Annotated in this window: 17 protein-coding genes and 1 tRNA gene; 13 read left to right on the top strand and 5 right to left on the bottom strand. The window is 59.1% G+C overall.

Translation table 11 applies throughout. The annotated features are described in order from the left end of the window. Positions 1 to 7: 7 nt before the first annotated feature. From QQL78_RS03665 to QQL78_RS03635, 7 genes are all read left to right on the top strand, one after another. Positions 8 to 850, top strand: a complete 843-nt coding sequence (locus QQL78_RS03665) for a TatD family hydrolase (RefSeq protein WP_284370680.1) — start codon at positions 8 to 10, stop codon at positions 848 to 850. Then, complete coding sequence (locus QQL78_RS03660; protein WP_284370678.1) at positions 850 to 1650, top strand: MBL fold metallo-hydrolase; 801 nt, start codon at positions 850 to 852, stop codon at positions 1648 to 1650. Before QQL78_RS03665 ends, QQL78_RS03660 begins: the two co-directional genes overlap by 1 nt. Before the next feature lie 33 nt (positions 1651 to 1683). Continuing rightward, the gene (locus QQL78_RS03655; protein ID WP_284370676.1) at positions 1684 to 2613 is read left to right on the top strand and encodes an AEC family transporter; all 930 of its coding nucleotides are present in this window, start codon (positions 1684 to 1686) and stop codon (positions 2611 to 2613) included. Between the two features lie 160 nt (positions 2614 to 2773). Next, complete coding sequence (locus tag QQL78_RS03650) at positions 2774 to 3787, top strand: TAXI family TRAP transporter solute-binding subunit (protein WP_284370674.1); 1014 nt, start codon at positions 2774 to 2776, stop codon at positions 3785 to 3787. A gap of 81 nt (positions 3788 to 3868) precedes the next feature. After that, positions 3869 to 5905, top strand: coding sequence for a TRAP transporter permease (locus QQL78_RS03645; RefSeq protein ID WP_284370672.1), 2037 nt, complete (start codon positions 3869 to 3871; stop codon positions 5903 to 5905). A gap of 74 nt (positions 5906 to 5979) precedes the next feature. Then, positions 5980 to 7233, top strand: coding sequence for a cation:proton antiporter (locus QQL78_RS03640; RefSeq protein ID WP_284370670.1), 1254 nt, complete (start codon positions 5980 to 5982; stop codon positions 7231 to 7233). A gap of 225 nt (positions 7234 to 7458) precedes the next feature. Beyond that, positions 7459 to 7764, top strand: a complete 306-nt coding sequence (locus QQL78_RS03635) for a hypothetical protein (RefSeq protein ID WP_284370668.1) — start codon at positions 7459 to 7461, stop codon at positions 7762 to 7764. Between the two features lie 17 nt (positions 7765 to 7781). Here QQL78_RS03635 and QQL78_RS03630 read toward each other — a convergent pair. The 3 genes from QQL78_RS03630 to QQL78_RS03620 form a co-directional block, all read right to left on the bottom strand. Then, positions 7782 to 7868, bottom strand: a tRNA-Leu gene (locus QQL78_RS03630). Between the two features lie 41 nt (positions 7869 to 7909). Next, entirely contained in the window at positions 7910 to 8461 is a 552-nt protein-coding gene (locus tag QQL78_RS03625) for a tetratricopeptide repeat protein (protein ID WP_284370666.1), read from the bottom strand. A gap of 46 nt (positions 8462 to 8507) precedes the next feature. Continuing rightward, complete coding sequence (locus QQL78_RS03620; RefSeq protein WP_284370664.1) at positions 8508 to 8984, bottom strand: Lrp/AsnC ligand binding domain-containing protein; 477 nt, start codon at positions 8982 to 8984, stop codon at positions 8508 to 8510. A 108-nt stretch (positions 8985 to 9092) separates the two neighbouring features. Between QQL78_RS03620 and putA the strand changes: the two genes are divergently transcribed. The 3 genes from putA (at position 9093) to QQL78_RS03605 (ending at position 13705) form a co-directional block, all read left to right on the top strand. Continuing rightward, positions 9093 to 12521 carry a bifunctional proline dehydrogenase/L-glutamate gamma-semialdehyde dehydrogenase PutA gene (gene putA, locus QQL78_RS03615; RefSeq protein WP_284370663.1) on the top strand — a complete coding sequence of 1143 codons (3429 nt, stop codon included), beginning with the start codon at positions 9093 to 9095 and terminating at the stop codon, positions 12519 to 12521. Between the two features lie 66 nt (positions 12522 to 12587). Further along, on the top strand, positions 12588 to 13334 hold the full coding sequence (locus QQL78_RS03610) for a rhomboid family intramembrane serine protease (protein ID WP_284370661.1): 747 nt from the start codon (positions 12588 to 12590) through the stop codon (positions 13332 to 13334). Beyond that, a complete protein-coding gene (locus tag QQL78_RS03605) occupies positions 13331 to 13705 on the top strand; it encodes a GFA family protein (RefSeq protein ID WP_284370659.1) in 375 nt (124 codons plus the stop codon). Before QQL78_RS03610 ends, QQL78_RS03605 begins: the two co-directional genes overlap by 4 nt. A gap of 104 nt (positions 13706 to 13809) precedes the next feature. On the opposite strand, the gene QQL78_RS03600 is transcribed toward QQL78_RS03605, so the two are convergent. Next, a complete protein-coding gene (locus QQL78_RS03600) occupies positions 13810 to 14595 on the bottom strand; it encodes an inositol monophosphatase family protein (RefSeq protein WP_284370657.1) in 786 nt (261 codons plus the stop codon). Positions 14596 to 14828: 233 nt separating this feature from the next. On the opposite strand from QQL78_RS03600, the gene QQL78_RS03595 reads away from it, so the two are divergent. After that, on the top strand, positions 14829 to 15869 hold the full coding sequence (locus QQL78_RS03595; RefSeq protein WP_284370655.1) for an NADP-dependent oxidoreductase: 1041 nt from the start codon (positions 14829 to 14831) through the stop codon (positions 15867 to 15869). Between the two features lie 192 nt (positions 15870 to 16061). Here the strand turns inward: QQL78_RS03595 and QQL78_RS03590 are convergent, their stop codons facing one another. Next, a complete protein-coding gene (locus QQL78_RS03590) occupies positions 16062 to 16967 on the bottom strand; it encodes a LysR family transcriptional regulator (RefSeq protein WP_284370653.1) in 906 nt (301 codons plus the stop codon). A gap of 95 nt (positions 16968 to 17062) precedes the next feature. On the opposite strand from QQL78_RS03590, the gene metF reads away from it, so the two are divergent. Together metF and QQL78_RS03580 are read left to right on the top strand one after the other, a co-directional pair. Continuing rightward, on the top strand, positions 17063 to 17929 hold the full coding sequence (gene metF, locus QQL78_RS03585) for a methylenetetrahydrofolate reductase [NAD(P)H] (RefSeq protein ID WP_284370652.1): 867 nt from the start codon (positions 17063 to 17065) through the stop codon (positions 17927 to 17929). A gap of 64 nt (positions 17930 to 17993) precedes the next feature. Continuing rightward, on the top strand, positions 17994 to 18476 hold the full coding sequence (locus QQL78_RS03580; protein ID WP_284370650.1) for a PaaI family thioesterase: 483 nt from the start codon (positions 17994 to 17996) through the stop codon (positions 18474 to 18476). The last annotated feature ends 4 nt before the right edge of the window (positions 18477 to 18480 follow it).

Genomic DNA, 18480 nt, shown 5'->3' with positions numbered 1-18480 from the left:
GGACTGTATGACCGACACCTCCCAGACGACCCAAAACCCACAGAACATAGCCAGCCCGCAGATCACGGACAGCCATTGTCATCTCGACTTCCCCGATTTCGAGGACCAGCTGCCCGAGGCCATCGCCCGCGCTGCGGATGCCGGTGTGACGCGGATGGTGACGATCTGCACCAAGCTGCGTCAGGTTGATACAGTGCGCGCCATTGCAGAGGCCCATGCCCCAGTGTTCTTTGCCGCTGGCACCCATCCGATGTCTGTCGCCGCTGAACCGATGGTCACTGTGGATGAATTGATCGCCCTGACCACGCACCCCAAGATGGTGGGCATTGGCGAAACCGGTCTGGATTATCATTACACCGCCGACAGCATGGAGGTTCAGCAAACCTCCCTGCGGATCCACATCGCAGCGGCGCGGCAAACCGGCCTGCCGCTGATCATTCATGCCCGTGATGCCGATGCAGATATGGCGCGGATTTTGACCGAAGAATACCGCAACGGGCCCTATTCTTGCGTCATGCATTGTTTTTCCTCTTCACCAGAGCTGGCCCGCGCGGCCCTTGATCTGGGGTTTTACCTCAGTATGTCGGGGATCACCGCTTTTCCCAAATCCACCGATCTGCGTGACATCTTTGCCGCCGCCCCGATCGAGCGGATTCTGGTGGAAACCGACGCGCCCTATCTGGCACCCCCACCCCATCGCGGCAAACGCAACGAACCGGCCTTTGTGGCACATACCGCGCGGCGGGCTGCGGAAACATTCGGCATGGATTACGCCGATTTCGCCGCACAGACGCAGAAGAACTTCGAGCGGCTGTTTTCCAAAGTCACCGCATTTCAGGCCGCTGCCTGATGACGGAAATGCGCATCACCATATTGGGCTGCGGCTCTTCCGGCGGGGTGCCGCGTTTGGGCGGCCATTGGGGGGCCTGCGACCCGAGCGAGCCGAAGAACACCCGGCGTCGCTGTTCGATCCTTGTCGAAAGGGTCAGCGCGGATGGCACCACCTCGGTGTTGATCGACACCTCCCCGGACATGCGCAGCCAGCTGTTGGATGCGGGGGTCGGACGGCTTGACGGGGTGCTTTATACCCATGCGCATGCCGATCACGTGCATGGGCTTGACGATCTGCGGATGATCGTGATCAACATGCGGGCCCGCCTGCCGGTATGGGCCGATGCCCCGACCAAAGCGGCGCTGCTGGAACGGTTCGGCTATGCCTTCGTACAGCCCAAAGGGTCGATGTACCCACCAATCCTTGATCTGCATGACATTGACGGCGACACCACCGTTGACGGCCCCGGCGGGGCGCTGACCTTTACACCGTTTCTGGTCAATCATGGCGGCATGGATGCCTTAGGGTTTCGGGTAAACGATGTCGCCTATCTGCCTGATGTCGCACAGATTCCCGATGATATCTGGCCGCATCTGGAGGGGCTGAGCTGCTGGATCGTCGATGCCCTGCGCCGTGATCCACATCCCACCCACAGCCATCTGGACCAGACGCTGGGCTGGATCCGCGACATGGCCCCGAAACAGGCTGTGCTGACCAATATGCACAACGATCTGGACTATCAGACCATCGCCGCTGAGATGCCTGCCCATATCGACCCGGCCTTTGACGGCATGGTCCTGACTTTCCCGCTGGCCTGACCCGCCTCTGAAACCACGTAACAAGGCCCGCCTGTGCAAACCCTACTTGAAGTTATCCTGCCGGTCTTTCTGGTCATCGGTTTTGGCTATGTCGCCGTCTGGCGCGACTTGTTTCCCGCCAGCGGCATCGATGGGGTTCTGCGGTTTGCCCAGAATTTCGCCGTGCCCTGCCTGCTGTTTCAGGCGATTTCCAAAATCGACATTGCCGCCTCCTTTGATCCACGGTTGCTGATCAGCTTTTATACCGGTGCGGCGGCCTGTTTTGCGCTTGGTATCATCGGCGCGCGGGTGTTCTTCAAACGCGACTGGGAAGACTGTATCGCCATCGGGTTTTGCTGCCTGTTCTCCAATTCTGTTCTGCTGGGCCTGCCGATTGCGGAACGCGCCTATGGCCCGGACGCGCTGACCGGCAATTTCGCCATCATCGCCTTTCACTCGCCGTTTTGTTACGGGTTGGGCATCACTGTGATGGAGATCGTGCGCGGGCGCGGGCAATCAGCGGGAAAGCTGTTCCGCTCTGTCACCCGCGCGATGTTTCGCAATGCGCTGGTGCTGGGCATTCTGGCAGGGTTCACTGTGAATCTCTCCGGTCTTACCCTGCCCGGCGTTGTTGATGACGCCCTGTCGCTGATTGCACGGGCCGCTTTGCCTGCGGCGCTTTTTGCTCTTGGCGGCGTATTGATCCAGTACAAACCCGAAGGTGATATGAAAGCCATCGCCATGGTCTGTGCCCTGTCCCTTCTGGTGCATCCGGGCATTGTCTGGGGCATGGGCACTGCGCTGGCGCTGGACAAGGATCAGTTCCGCGCGGCAGTGCTGACCGGGGCCATGGCACCGGGGTTCAACGCCTATATCTTTGCCAATATGTATGGGCGCGCACGCCGTGTTGCCGCCTCTGCTGTGCTGATCGCGACCGGCAGTTCAATCCTGAGTGTCTGGTTCTGGCTTGCCGTCTTGGCCTAGGGGCATCTTTTCGAGTCCGCACCTCCCGGAAACCCGAGGTGTTTACATCGCCGTATCGCAATGCCTACAGTTCTCCATCGGCTCAGGGACACCCCTAGGCTTTTAAGCTGGCCATGCGCAACGTCTCTGCAGGTAGCGCCAGCATAAACGGGAGAAAGATATGACGTTTTCATTCAAAGGCCTGAAGGCCGCCGCGATTGGCGCGGTCTTGGTGACCGGTCTGGCAACTGCCGCCGCCGCACAGGATCTGAAGTTCTTTACCATCGGTACCGGCGGCACCGCCTACACGTATTATCCGGTTGGCGGCGTGATCGCCAATGCGATTTCCAAACCACCGGGGTCGCGCGAATGCGATGCAGGCGGATCTTGCGGTGTTGAGGGGCTGATCGCCTCTGCTGTCTCCTCGCGTGGGTCAGTCGATAACGTCAACGCCATCATCTCTGGCCTGCGCAATTCGGGCTTTGCCCAGTCCGACGTGGCCTATTGGGCCTTCACCGGCACCGGTACGATGGAGGGCAAAGAACCTGCCAAAGACCTGCGCACCATCGCCGCCCTGTTCGAAGAGCATATTCATCTTGTGGCTTTGGCCGACAGTGGCATCAATTCGGTTGCCGATCTGAAGGGCAAGCGCGTGTCGCTGGATGAGCCGGGTTCAGGCACCTATGTTGACGCCAACCTGATCCTTGAGGCCAATGGTCTGGGTCTGGACGATGTGACCGCCGAAGCCCTGAAAGGCGGCGCCGCATCCGAGGCCTTGCGTAATGGCAAGATCGACGCGTTCTTTGTCGTCGCAGGCTATCCAACGGGATCGCTTGTTGAACTGGCCTCTGCGGCTGACATCAAGCTGGTGCCGATTGATGGTGATGGCGCGGCGGCACTGACCGAGAAATACGGTTTTTTCGCTGCCTCTGACATTCCGGAAGGTGCCTATGAGGGCGTTGCAACCACAACGACCGTGGCAGTGGGTGCGCAGTGGTTCACCTCGGCCAATGAGGATGAAGAACTGATCTATAACATCACCAAGGCCCTGTGGAACGAACAGTCCCGCAAGCTGCTGGATGTGGGCCACGCCAAGGGCAAAACGATCACTGCAGAATCTGCATTGAACGGTGTGGGTGTGCCGCTGCACGCCGGTGCAGAGCGGTTCTATAAAGAAGCCGGGCTGCTGAAGTAATCCCGGTTTCGACTGATTTGGCCCGAACGCCGCATTGGCGTTTGGGCCTTATTTTATTTCATGATTACAGACGGATACCCCATGGCCGCTGATAACACACCCGAATTGACCCCCGAACAACTGGCCGAGATCGAACGCAAATTTGATCCCGAAACCGCCTTTCGCCCGACGGGGCGCATGTTGGGGCATTTCATCGCAGCGGTGCTGGTGGCCATGTCGGTCTATCACTTCTATGCCTCAGGCTTCGGATTGATCCGCGAACTTTTGCACCGTGGCATTCATCTGTCTTTCGTCCTCGGACTGGTGTTCCTGCTGTTCGGCCTGCGCAAATCCGACCCCGCACTCGGCGTACCAAAGGCATGGTATCGTTTTGACGGGGTGCCGGTCATCGATATCATGCTGGCGGTTCTTGCCGTGGGGGCGGCTATGTACCTGCCCCTTTTGCCCCCGACGATTGTCGCCGAACGTGTTGGCAACCCGTCGCAATTTGACGTTTTCATGGGCACATCCTTGCTGCTGCTCACATTGGAGGCAACGCGGCGGTCCGTTGGCCCGACCCTGCCGATCATCGCCATCCTTTTCCTTGTCTTTGCCTATTTCGGACCATGGATGCCGGGGGCGTTGAAACATGGTGGCGCAAGCTGGCTGGGCATCATCAACCATCTTTATATGACCAACCAAGGCATCTATGGCATCGCCATCGGCGTCATGGCGCAATATGTGTTCCTGTTCATCCTGTTCGGCGTACTGGCCACGCGCATCGGTCTGGGGCAGCTGTTTATCGACCTCGCCATGGTCATTGCGGGTCGCTATTCCGGTGGTCCTGCCAAGGTTGCGATCTTCTCCTCTGCCTTTATGGGCACGATTTCGGGTTCTTCCATCGCCAATACGGTGACCACCGGGGCGCTGACCATTCCGGCAATGAAACGCGTCGGCTACCCCCCTCATTTCGCCGGCGCGGTCGAGGCCACGGCCTCAACCGGTGGTCAGATCACCCCGCCAATCCTTGGTGCTGCGGCGTTTATCATGGTGGAATACCTTGAAATCCCCCTGCGCGATGTGCTGGCGGCGGCGCTGTTTCCTGCCTTGCTGCATTACTTTGGCATCTTCATCATGGTGCATCTGGAGGCAAAGAAACTTGGCCTGCGGGGCCTGCGCGCCGAGGAACTGCCCAAGGTGGGCGTGGTCCTCAAGGATCATTGGCTGTCAATCATACCACTGGCCATTCTGGTCTATCTGATCCTGTCCGGCAAAACCCCCGATTACGCAGCGGTCTATGGCATTATCGCCTGTGTGGTTGTCGGCTTCCTTAATCCGACCCATCGTCTGACCTTTCCCGATCTGTGGAATGCCCTTTCGGCGGGGGCGAAAAACACGCTGGCGGTTGGCGCAGCGGCGGCCACTGTTGGGGTTGTCGTCGGGGTTGTGACCCTGACCGGCGTCGGGTTCCGCCTTGGCTATGTTGTGGTGCAGACCGCGACGGACATCGGCGGGTTCCTCAGCACCCTGCCGGTTCTGTCTTATTTCACCGTGACCCAATGGGCGCTGTTTGTCTCGCTGATCCTGATCGCAATTTCCTGCATCATCATGGGCGCGGGTATTCCGACCACTGCGACCTATATCATCCTTGTTGCCGTCGCTGCCCCTGCCCTTGCACAGTTACAGGTCGAACCCCTCGTTTCGCATTTCTTTGTGTTTTATTACGGGGTTCTGGCGGATATCACGCCGCCCGTTGCACTGGCCGCCTATGCCGCTGCCGGGATCGCAGGATCGAACCCCTTCAAAACCGGCAATACCGCCTTCCGTCTTGGTATTGCCAAAGCCTTGGTGCCTTTTGTCTTCGTCTATTCCCCCGCTCTCCTGCTGGTGGCAGACGGGTTCACATGGTGGCTGTTCACCATCACGTTATCCGGTGCCATGCTGGGCATTGCTTCCCTTGGTGTCGCCTTCAGCGGCTTCCTGTTTGCGCCTCTGGCTAAATGGGAACGCTGGTGGGTGGCGTTGGTATCGTTTCTGTTCATTGCCCCGGGGTTGCTGACGATGATCATCGGTCTGGTGCTCATGTCGCCAATCATCATCCGGCAGGTGTTGGCACGGCGAAACACCCAAGCCGCATGAAACCCCAATCCATTCCCAAGGGTCATAACATCGAAAGCTGTTAAGACCCCGATCACAAACAACAGGACACCACAATGACATTGCTACAAATTGCATCGCTGCTGATCGTTCTTGCGGGTGTCTTCGGGGCCATCAACTATCTGTTTCTAAAGCTGCCTTCCGCCATCGGCATTCTTGTGGTCGCATTGTTCGCCTCGCTGGTGGTGATTGCCACCGATGCGATTTTCCCCGCCCTGACAGTCGAGGAAAGCATCCGCGCGCAGGTCCTGGAACTGGAGTTCTCCGAAGCCCTGCTGGAAGGCATGCTGGGCCTGTTGCTCTTTGCCGGTGCGCTGCATGTCAAACTGTCGGATCTGCGCAAGGCATGGCTGCTGATCCTGTTGATGGCGACCATGGGCATTGCCATCTCAACCGTCATCGTCGGGGTCGCCTTCAGCTGGATCACCGGCATGCCCTTTTTGATGGCGCTGATCTTTGGCGCGTTGATCTCCCCCACAGACCCGGTGGCCGTACTGGGCGTGCTGCGCGACGCGGACCTGCCCAAGGCTTTGGAAACAAAGATCGCCGGTGAAAGCCTGTTCAACGATGGTGTTGGCTATGTGGTGTTTCTGGTGCTGGTCGGCCTCGCCTTTCCCAGTGGCGATGCCCATGGTTCGGGCCTTGCAGGTGCGGCAAAGCTGTTTGTGCAGGAGGCACTGGGCGGTGCGGTGCTGGGCATTGTTCTGGGCTGGCTGACCTTCCGGGTGATGCGGCTGATTGATGATTATTCACTTGAGGTGCTGATCACACTGGGCCTTGCCTTTGGCGGTTATGAGCTGGCCGTCTGGCTGCATGTCTCCGCCCCCATCATGGCAGTCTGCGCAGGGCTTTTGATCGGGGATATCGGTGCCAAACACGGCATGTCCGAAGAGACCCGGCAATATGTCGATGCCTTCTGGAAACTGGTGGACGAGATCCTGAACGCGGTGCTGTTCCTGATGATTGGCTTTGAGGTCTTTGCAATCGCCTTTCAGGCCGATTTCGCCCTTGCCGGTGTCATGGCGATCATCGTTTCGCTGATCGCGCGACTGGCGGCTGTTTCTGTTCCCGTACTGATGCTGCGCCCATTTCAATCCTTTAGCGCCGGTGTCATTCCGATCATGACCTGGGGCGGGTTGAAAGGCGGGATTTCAGTGGCTTTGGCCTTGTCCCTGCCTGACAATGAATGGAAACCGCTGATCCTGACCGCCACCTATATCGTTGTGATCTTTTCAATCATCGTTCAGGGCCTGACCATCACCCGCCTTGCTGAACGGGTTGGGCGCACACCGGAATTACCACATGAGTAAAGCGCGACAGGTCCAGCCCCGAATGGGCCCACTCAGCGACTATTGGCCGGGGCCGGCACAACCGCCGCGCCCCGGCACAGCGCCCTTGTCGCAAACGCCCTTAGGGTTGTACAACAGGCATAGGTTGGAAGTCGCGCGAAAGTCAGCGTGAACTTGTCGCTGTAGTATGAACGCCAGCCGCTGCACGATGTGTCATTCAGGATCGAGCAGATTGAACTGAGCGCAATGCAGGCCAACGTGCTATTGGCGCACACCGCACCAATCCGCAGGGAGCGCACGCCAGCCGCAGACGGCTTCATTTCAGAAGAGTTACGCGACACAGTTGAAATTGCGCTTGAGGGTTTTGGGCCGGTTTTGCCGAGGCTCGGCCTGTCAGGTTTCAAGCGCCCGAAAGTACTGGTTCCGCATGAACCATTGGCGGGAATCACTCGTGAAACCCATGAAGGGTTTGCCTCAGGACGTCTTGAAACCCAAGCAGAAGTGAAGCCCTTCTTCGAAGGCTGTCCTTACTTCCCGCGTAGCAGCTATTAAGCATGGGAAAGAGGAAGTGGTGCGGGCGGTGGGACTCGAACCCACACGGGCACAAGGCCCAACAGATTTTAAGTCTGGTATGTCTACCATTCCATCACGCCCGCAGCAGGTGCAGATAATCCCAAGGCGGGGGCAGTGTAAATGGTCAGAGTTCCTGATCCTTGCGTCCCAACGGTGCGCCATCCGCCAGAAGGGCCGCTTCGGACAGCCAAGGGTTGCTTTCCACCGCCACCAGCATCTGTGCCCGCGCCTCCGCAAGGCGGCCAAGGTTCATCAAGGTCAGGGCGCGGCCTGATTGCGCGGCGACATGATAGGGTTGCAAGGACAGCGCCATATCCAGATCAACCAATGCCTTTTCATGGTTACCGTTCAGGAAATGAATATAGGCGCGCTGGTTAAAACCCTCGGCATAGGTCGGGCAATATTCAACCAACCGGTCGAACTCGCGAATGGCACCGGCAAAATCGAACACCTCGCGGCGACGCATGCCCGCATCCAACACAGCCTGCGCCGCTTTATCAGGGGCGCGCAGCCAGACCTGCCACATCTGGTTTGACGCCTGCGCCCCTTCTGCCGCATCAGCGGCCGCCTGCGCGCGGGCAATAAGCGCCTGCAATTCTTCATGGTGATCAGCAGGCTCGGGGCAGGCTGCCCATGCCATCTGGCCCGCTGCAAGGGCCGCCGTACCCAGGATCATCAAAACCTGCCGCATGCCTTTATCAAGGACGCCGCAGGGCATCACGTCAAGTCCCGTCTGCCAGCATGGTCTCTTTCACCGCTTCCATCGCCACATAAGTCGAGGTGTTGGAGACATGCGGCAGTGATGAAATCGTCTCGCCCAGAAACCGGCGATAGGCAGACATGTCACGGGTCCGCACCTTCAGCAGGTAATCAAAATGGCTGGCAATCATATGGGCTTGCTCGATCTCCGGCACCTTTGCGATGGCCGCATTAAACTCGCGCAATGCCTTTTCCCGCGTATCGCTCAGGCGGACCTCGACAAAAGCCACATGATCTAACCCCAACCGGATCGGATCCAGCAAGGCACGATAGCCAAGCACGACCCCCTGCTCTTCCAAGCGGCGCAGGCGCGCCTGTGTCGGGGATTTGGACAGGCCGATGCGTTTGGCAAGGTCGGTGATGCTGATCCGACCATCTTCGGCCAGCACAGAAAGAATCGCATGGTCGAAACGATCCAGCGCGAATTGAACGTTTTGCATTTCAATACCCCCCGGCAAATGGTTTTTCATCTGCGTTTTGTAGCAATCTAAGGCAAATCGACTTTCAAAGATAGTGTATCCTCGACGAAACGCCTTATGGAGAGAGCCATGGCCGAACATACACCCCAAACCCTGCGCCACCAAATTGATGCCGGCATGTATGCCGATCCTGATACCGTATTGGACCGTTTGGTCACTGCTGCCAATCTGCCCGCTGATGAACGTGCCGAAATTTCGGCGCAGGCGGCTGATCTGGTCCGCGCCATTCGCGGCACCACCCAACCCGGCCTGATGGAGGTCTTTCTGGCCGAATACGGCCTGTCCACTGATGAAGGTGTGGCGCTGATGTGTCTGGCCGAGGCGCTGTTGCGCGTACCCGATGCCGATACGATCGACGCGCTGATCGAAGACAAGATCGCCCCCTCCGATTGGGGCCGCCACATGGGGCACTCCACCTCGTCACTGGTCAATGCCTCCACCTGGGCCTTGATGCTGACGGGCCGTGTGTTGGATGATGAACAGCCCGGTCCGGTACGCCATCTGCGCGCCGCCATCAAACGTCTGGGCGAACCCGTGATCCGCACCGCCGTTTCCCGCGCGATGAAGGAAATGGGCCGCCAGTTCGTGCTGGGTGAAGATATCGACGCCGCGATGAAACGCGCCGCAGGCATGGAGAAAAAGGGCTTCACTTACAGCTACGACATGCTGGGCGAAGCGGCCCGCACCGAAGCCGATGCCAAACGCTATCACCTCAGCTATTCGCGGGCGATCAGCGCCATTGCCACCGCCTGTACCGACAGCGATATCCGCAAGAACCCCGGTATCTCTGTCAAACTCTCCGCCCTGCATCCGCGCTATGAGGTCTCGCAGGAAGATGCGGTGATGACCGATCTGGTGCCACGTCTGCGCGCCCTCTGCCTGTTGGCGAAATCGGCTGGCATGGGCCTGAACGTCGATGCGGAAGAGGCTGACCGCCTTGGTCTCTCGCTTGAGGTGATCGACCGGGTGATGAGTGAACCCGCGCTGGCCGGTTGGGACGGGTTCGGCATTGTGGTGCAGGCCTTTGGCCCCCGTGCCGCCACTGTGATTGACGCGCTCTATGATATGGCGGAACGCCATGACCGCAAGATCATGGTCCGTCTGGTGAAAGGCGCCTATTGGGACACAGAAATCAAACGCGCACAGGTGGAAGGCATCGATGGCTTTCCGGTCTTTACCCAAAAGGCCGCCACTGACGTCAGCTATATCTCCAACGCCCGCAAGCTCTTGGGCATGACTGACCGGATTTATCCGCAATTCGCCACCCATAACGCCCATACGGTTGCTGCGGTCCTGCACATGGGGGCGGATCAAAAGGACGCTTTTGAATTCCAGCGCCTGCATGGCATGGGCGAAACCCTTCATACAATCGTGATGAAGGATCACGGGTCGCGCTGCCGCATCTATGCCCCTGTGGGCGCACATAAGGATCTGCTGGCCTACCTCGTGCGCCGCCTGCTTGAAAACGGCGCGAACTCCAGCTTTGTGAACCAGATCGTGGATGAGGACGTCCCGCCAGAGGTTGTCGCGGCGGACCCCTTTGAGCAATTGGGCCTGCCCACCAACCTGATCATCGCCAAGGGGCCAGAGATTTTCGCGCCCCTGCGTGGCAATGCCCGTGGGTTCGATTTGACCCATACCCAGACGCTGGATGAAATCGCACAGGCCCGCTCCCCTTTCCTCGACAAGACATGGCAGGCTGCCCCGCTGCTCGCAGGCAAGGCGGCACCACAGGCTGCCACGCCAGTCACCAACCCCGCTGACCCTGACGCCTCTCCCGGTACGGTGCGCAATGCCTCGCCTGCAGATGTGGCCACCGCCCTGGACAAGGCCAAACCTTGGACCGCCCCCCTGTCAGAACGGCGCAACATCTTGCTGAAAGCAGCGGATCTGATCGAAGATCATTTCGGCGAGATCTTTGCCCTGCTGACCCTTGAGGCTGGAAAAGGCTTGCCCGATTGTGTCGCCGAACTGCGCGAAGGCGTTGATTTCCTGCGCTATTATGCCGGTCAGGCCACGGGTGAACCACCCGCGGGCATCTTCACCTGCATCAGCCCGTGGAACTTCCCCATGGCGATTTTTGTCGGGCAAATCTCTGCCGCTTTGGCTGCGGGAAATGCGGTTCTGGCGAAACCGGCAGAGCAAACACCCTTGGTCGCCCATGTCACCGTCTCACTCCTGCATCAGGCTGGTGTGCCAAAAACCGCCCTGCAGCTCTTGCCCGGTGGTGGCGACATCGGTGCCGCGCTGACCGGCGACAAACGCATCAACGGCGTGGCCTTCACTGGCTCCACTGCGACGGCCCAGCGCATCCGCGCCAATATGGCCACCCATTGCGCCCCCGGCACCCCGCTGATTGCCGAAACCGGCGGGCTGAACGCGATGATTGTCGACAGTACCGCTCTGCCCGAACAGGCCGTGCAAGCAATTGTTGAATCCGCGTTCCAGTCGGCGGGCCAACGCTGTTCCGCGCTGCGCTGTCTCTATGTGCAGGAAGACATCGCCGAGGATCTGATCAAAATGCTGATCGGCGCGATGCAAGCCCTGAAAATGGGCGATCCTTGGGACCTTAGCACCGATGTCGGCCCGGTGATCGACGAGCTTGCCCGCAAGGGCATCCTTGATCACGTGGAAACCGCCCGTGCCGAGGGGCGTCTGGTTGCTGAACTCAATGCTCCCGCTACCGGCACATTTGTCGCCCCCACCATCCTGCGGGTGAGCGGCATTGGCGATCTGAAGCGCGAGATTTTCGGCCCCATCCTACATATCGCAACCTTCAAATCGCAGGAGCTTGACGCGGTGATCGACGCGATCAACGCCACCGGTTACGGGCTGACTTTCGGGCTGCACACCCGCATCGACGACCGTGTGCAATATGTCTCTGAACGGATTGAAGCGGGTAATATCTACATCAACCGCAACCAGATCGGTGCAATTGTCGGTAGCCAGCCCTTTGGTGGCGAAGGCCTGTCCGGCACCGGCCCGAAGGCGGGCGGCCCGAACTATCTGCCGCGTTTTGGTGCGCCTGATGTGCAACAGGTCGCCGGGACATGGGACAAGGCGCAAACCAGCCTGCCCGCCCTGCCCGCACATGCACCGGCAGCCCCCATCGAAACCCTGTCAATGCCGGGGCCAACAGGGGAATCCAACCGGCTCAGCACCCTGCCCCGCGCACCCCTGCTGTGCATGGGACCGGGGGCTGAGGCAACCGCCGCACAGGCCCGCGCGGTCGAGGCGCTTGGCGGTGTCGCCCTGCGGGCCACCGGAGAGATTGCCCCCGACCTGCTGGCCACCGGCCCTGACTATGGCGGCATTCTGTGGTGGGGAGATGCCGAAACCGGGCGTCAGATCGAACAGGCTCTGGCCAAACGCAGCGGCCCGATCCTGCCGCTGATCCCCGGTCTGCCCGATCCCGCACGGGTTCGTGCGGAACGTCATGTCTGCGTTGATACCACCGCTTCCGGCGGCAATGCTGCCCTGCTGGGGGCCGCCAGCTGACACCTATCGCCATTTTGACGGGCGCGGCCACTTGACCCCGCCCGTCCAATCGCCCAGCTTGGCCTAATGTTTCCCATTCGCGATCATAACCCGTCAGGCGGCGTGCCCTATGTCACCTATGTGCTGATGGCGCTGAACATCGGCATCTTCCTGACCTATGTGCCTATCCTCAACGACGACCGCGCCCTCTATGCGCTGTACAACGCCTACGCGCTTGTCCCGGCGCGGGTCAGTGACGGCTATGGGTTCTCGGGGCTGTTTACCTCCCAATTCCTGCATGGCGGCTGGATGCATCTGGCCGGTAACATGCTGTTTTTATGGATCTACGGCGATAACATCGAAGAAGAGATGGGGCATTTCGCCTATCTGGCCTTCTACCTTGCCGCAGGTGTTGCTGCCGGGCTGACACAAGTTGCCTTCGAACCTTCCTCGGCTGTGCCGATGGTCGGGGCCTCTGGTGCGATTGCGGGCGTCATGGGGGCCTACCTTCTGCTGTTCCCCAAGGCCAAGGTGGACATCCTGATCATCTTTGTGGTGTTTTTCCGCATCTTCCCGATCCCGGCCTGGATCATTCTGATCCTCTGGTTCGGGATGCAGTTTATTGGCGGGATTGGCGCTGATCCCAACACCGGCGGCACCGCCTTCTGGGCCCATGCGGGCGGTTTCGTGGCCGGCATCCTTGGTGCGCTGCCAGTCTGGCTGAAACGCGGGGCCGTGGCCTACTGGAACCGCACCGACGGCCATCCGCCCCACCCCGAAGCAAAATACCCCCAGATCAACAACAGCCGTATTCCAAAGGTAAGACGCCGATGACTGAACCCTGCGATATCAAGGCAAGCTGCCATTGTGGCGCTGTCACACTCACTGCAACCCTACCTTTCGGATTTTCAGACATCGGGCGCTGCAATTGTTCCTTCTGTGCGCGCCGACAGGCCGCTGCCGTGACCGCAACAGCAGCTTCTGTTGTCGTCACGCATGGCGCGGACAACCTGTCGCTCTACAGCTGGGGCACCCATACGGCGCAGCATTATTTCTGCAAAACCTGCGGGATCTATACCCACCACAAACGCCGCGCCGACCCCACGCAATGCGGCATCAACCTTGGCTGTATCGAAGGTGCAAACCCTTGGGATTTCGACCCAATCCGATGGAGCGATGGGCAGAACCACCCCTCCGACCAGTAATCTCATAGCAGTTCACAAAAAACGTCAAACACCCGCCGCCTGAAATCAGAGATTCCAACGCGTTGCCTGATGCTCTGTGTATATCAGGTTTTCGTCGAAGTGATTTAGCCGCGCACAGCCTTGGCAAAACCCGAGAAAATCGGCTCGTTGGCACAGATGATCTGGCCATGGCCGATAATATCGCGCCCCTCATCCAAAGGCTCAACCAGCCCGCCAGCCTCGCGCACGATCAGCGATCCTGCCGCCACATCCCATGCGTTCAGGCGCCGCTCCCAAAAACCATCGTATCGCCCTGCGGCAACATAGGCCAAATCAAGCGATGCTGCGCCCCAGCGGCGCACACCCGCACAGACCGGCATCAAACGTGCCAGTTCCTGCAAAGTCTGCGGCAGATCCGACCGGCCACCAAACGGCAGACCGGTGGCAAAAATACTCTCGATCATGCGATGACGGCCAGAGGCACGAATGCGGCTTTCGTTCATCCAGGCGCCGGCACCTTTTTCAGCAAAGAACATCTCGTCCTTGGTCGGGTCAAACACCACCCCCGCTACGATATGGCCCTTATGTTCCAGCGCAATCGACACCGCCCAATGCGGCAAACCATGCAAGAAGTTTGTAGTGCCATCCAACGGATCGACAATCCAGCGACGAGTCGGATCAACACCTTCTTCCTCGCCACCCTCTTCAGCCAGCCAGCCATAGGTCGGGCGGGCGTTCATCAATTCGCTTTTGATGATCTGTTCGGCAGCGATATCGGCCTTGGAGACAAAGTCACCGGCACCTTTCACAGAAACCTGCAATTGCTCGACCTCGCGGAAATCCTTGGTCAGGGCACGCCCCGCCTTACGGGCCGCTTTGATCATGATGTTGAGATTCGCACTGCCAACCATTGAGAAACGCCTTTTTTCCGCGATAAGATGCACCCTTTAGGCTGATGGGGCCGGTTTGCCAAGGGTGGGCGACCGCTCTGACATATGATTCTGATGTCACCAGCGCGATACTGCACAACTTTCCCGGTTGTTTCACCCTGCAAACCGCATCGCTACGTCATCTTTCTTGTCTCTTGCCATTCACGCCCAGCACGTCACGGTAGCGTCAAAGTGATCCATTTCAGGAGAAAACCATGAGCACTCAAATGCAAGAAATCGTCCTCGCCAGCCGGCCCGACGGTGCCCCGACACCAGAGAATTTCCGCCTTGAAACCTCTGATCTGCCAACGCCGGGCGAAGGTGAAGTTCTGGTTCTGGTGCAATATATGTCGCTCGATCCGTACATGCGCGGCCGCATGGATGACGCAAAATCCTATGCCGCCCCGGTTCCGATTGGCGGCAAAATGGAAGGCGGCAGCGCGGGCAAGGTGATTGCATCAAATTCTCCACATTTTAACGAAGGTGATTTGGTCTTTGGCCCCTTCGGCTGGGCCACACATGCGGTTGCGGATGCAAAGATGTGCCGCAAGCTGGACCCGGATCAGGCACCGATCACCACCTCACTGGGGGTGCTGGGCATGCCCGGGCTGACCGGCTGGCACGGGCTGATGGCCTATGGCAAACCCAAGGCGGGGGAAACACTGGTGGTTGCGGCCGCCACCGGACCTGTGGGATCCATGGTTGGGCAGCTTGCCAAATCGCTGGGCCTGCGGGTTGTGGGCATCGCGGGTGGTGCGGATAAATGCAAGACTGCGGTGGATCACTTCGGCTTTGATGCCTGTATCGACCACCGTGCCCATGCGGATGCCAAATCCCTGAAGGACGCGATAAAGGCAGAATGCCCCAAAGGCATCGACATCTATTTCGAAAACGTCGGTGGCAAGGTGCTTGAGGCGGTGATCCCGCTGATGAATCCCTTTGGCCGCATCCCCATCTGCGGCATGATCGCATGGTATAATGCCGGTGGCCTTGGTGAAAACGCCGGTGGGGCGGGCCTAACTGCGCCCAAACTTTGGCGCACAATTCTGGTGAATTTCCTCAGCGTGAACGGGTTCATCATTTCCAACCACTGGGACCGTTTCCCCGAATTCATCCGCGAAGTGGCTCCAAAGGTCGCCAGTGGAGAGATCGCCGTGCAGGAAGACATCACCGAAGGTCTGGAAAACGCGCCGCAGGCTTTCATCAACCTGTTGACAGGTGGCAATACCGGCAAGGCAATTGTGAAAGTTTCATAAGTCTTGCACGGGCGGGGTAAACCCCGCCCTACCGCAGGCTGCTAATGTGACCTATACCGCGAATGTTATTTTTGCAGGAACCGTTGCTCTTGAGTTTAAGGACAAGATTAAGCGCAGGATCGCGCTTTCACTTTGCCTGTAAACTCAATTCAGGTGTTGCGCGCCCCACGACGCCTGCCTTGGCGCGCGCCATCACACCGCCTGTAACTTGCGCGCCTCTTCCCCGGCCAGTTGCAGCAGTTGATCCATGAACGGCTTGCCCAGATCATCATTGCGCACCGCTGCATAGAGCCGCCGCGTCACGCCGTTTTCGGTCAGCGGGCGGGTCACATAGTCTGACGAATATTTCACCTCGCGCACCACCCAATCAGGCAGCACCGACACCCCCCGGTTGGAGGCCACCAGCAGCAGGATCACCGCCGTCAACTCGACCTGCCGGATGGCGGCAGGCTCTACCTTGGCCGGGATCAAAAGCTGGCTGAATACATCCAGACGGGAGCGTTCAACCGGATAGGTAATCAGCGTTTCCGCGCGAAAATCATCCGCTTCAACATAAGGTTTCCCGGCCAGCGGATGGGTGCTGGCCGCGACAAAAACCGCTTTATAGTCAAACAGTTCGACAAATGTGACCCCGGCAAGGTCTTCGGGATCAGAGGACACCACCAGATCAACCTCTTCGCGCAGCAATGCCGGCAATGCGTCAAAGGCCAGACCAGGGCGAATGTCCACATCCACATCCGGCCAGCTGCGGCGAAACTGTTCCAGCACCGGAAACAGCCATTCAAAACAGGCATGGCATTCAATCGCGATATGCATCCGCCCGGTACTGCCTGCCCGCAAACCGCTGAACTCGTCCTGCAAGGCTTGCACCTGTGGCAGCACCTGCTGTGCCAGTTTCAACAAACGCAGCCCCGCAGGCGACAGTTTTAACGGCTTGGAGCGGCGCACAAACAGCTCGACACCGGCCTGATCCTCCAGCCCCTTCACCTGATGGCTCAGCGCCGATTGGGTGATGTTCATCTGTTCAGCGGCACGGGCCAGCCCCCCTGCCTCGTGAATGGCCTGAATGGTGCGCAGATGGCGGAATTCAATGTGCATGTGAGGCGATCCTCATATTCAAGATGAAAGTTATGAATTTGTTTCACATGCCGCACTGCGGTACAAGAGAGGTCACACCATAAAGGACGATCCAGATGACCAGCCCACGCGTTTCCTTCGAAGTTTTCCCGCCCCGCAATGTCGACGCGGGTTTTAACCTTTGGGACACTGCGCAGATGCTGGCCCCGCTGGAGCCGCGGTTTTTCTCTGTCACCTATGGCGCGGGTGGCACCACGCGGGATCTGACCCATGATTCCGCGCATGTGCTGCGCCGCACCTCCGGCCTGCCGGTTGCGGCCCATCTAACCTGCGTTGGTGCCAGCAAGGCAGAGACGCTGGAAGTTGCAGATACTTTTGCCAAAATCGGCGTCACCGATATTGTCGCCCTGCGCGGCGATCCGCAGGATGGTGCAAAAACCTTTACCCCCCATCCCGAGGGCTTTGCCAACAGCTGTGAATTGATCGAGGCGCTGGCGGACAAGGGCACCTTCAACATCCGTGTCGGGGCCTATCCCGACAGCCACCCGGAAGCCGCAGATATGGACGCCAATGTGCAATGGCTCAAACGCAAGTTCGAGGCTGGTGCGGATGAGGCGATCACCCAGTTTTTCTTTGAGACCGACAGCTTCCTGCGGTTCCGCGATGCCTGTGTCAAGGCGGGTATCGACAAACCAATCACACCGGGCATCCTGCCGATCCTGAACTGGAAATCAGCCCGCAAATTTGCGACCCGCTGTGGCACCCCTGTGCCGGTATGGCTGGATGACGCGTTCGAGGCGGCGATCCGCGACGACCGCCATGATTTGCTGGCCACGGCCCTTTGCACCGAAATGTGCGATACGCTGATCAGCGAAGGGGTTGAGGATCTGCATTTCTACACGCTGAACCGGGCGGCACTGACGCGCAAAGTCTGCCATGCAATTGGGGTCACACCGCAAAGCACAGTGAGGGACGTGGCGTAACCGCTTGGCATCGGGGGGCTTTGCCCCCTAGCATCGGGTGGTGATCTTATCGGAGAAACCACCCATGCCCCGCATTGCGACGAAACCCGAAGACCTGCTCAGCCAGTCCGAAGCATTGCAAATGTCCGGGCTGGAATTCATGCAAGCCATTCTGGACGGCACCAACCCCGGCCCGCCCATCGGGGCAACCATGGGCTATACCCTGCATGATCTCGAAGAAGGCCGCGCAGTGTTTCGCGGCACCCCCGAATTCAATGTCACCAACCCGATGGGGACCGTGCATGGCGGCTGGTACGGCACCTTGCTGGACAGTGCCATGGCCTGTGCGGTGATGACGCAAGTGCCACGCGGATCAATCTATACCACCTTGGAATACAAGATAAATATCCTGCGCGGCATTCCCTTGGGCATGCAGATTGATTGTATCGGCGTGACCGATCATGTGGGCCGCTCGACCGGCGTGGCCCATGGCGAAATCAGAGGGGTTGAGGATGGCAAGCTTTATGCCACGGGCTCAACCACCTGTATCATAATGAAAATCGCCTAGGCGC

The sequence above is a fragment of the Sulfitobacter pacificus genome (assembly GCF_030159975.1).
GTDB lineage: Bacteria > Pseudomonadota > Alphaproteobacteria > Rhodobacterales > Rhodobacteraceae > Sulfitobacter > Sulfitobacter pacificus.
The sequence above is the reverse complement of the archived record's forward strand: the minus strand, read 5'-3'. Positions and strand labels throughout refer to the sequence as shown.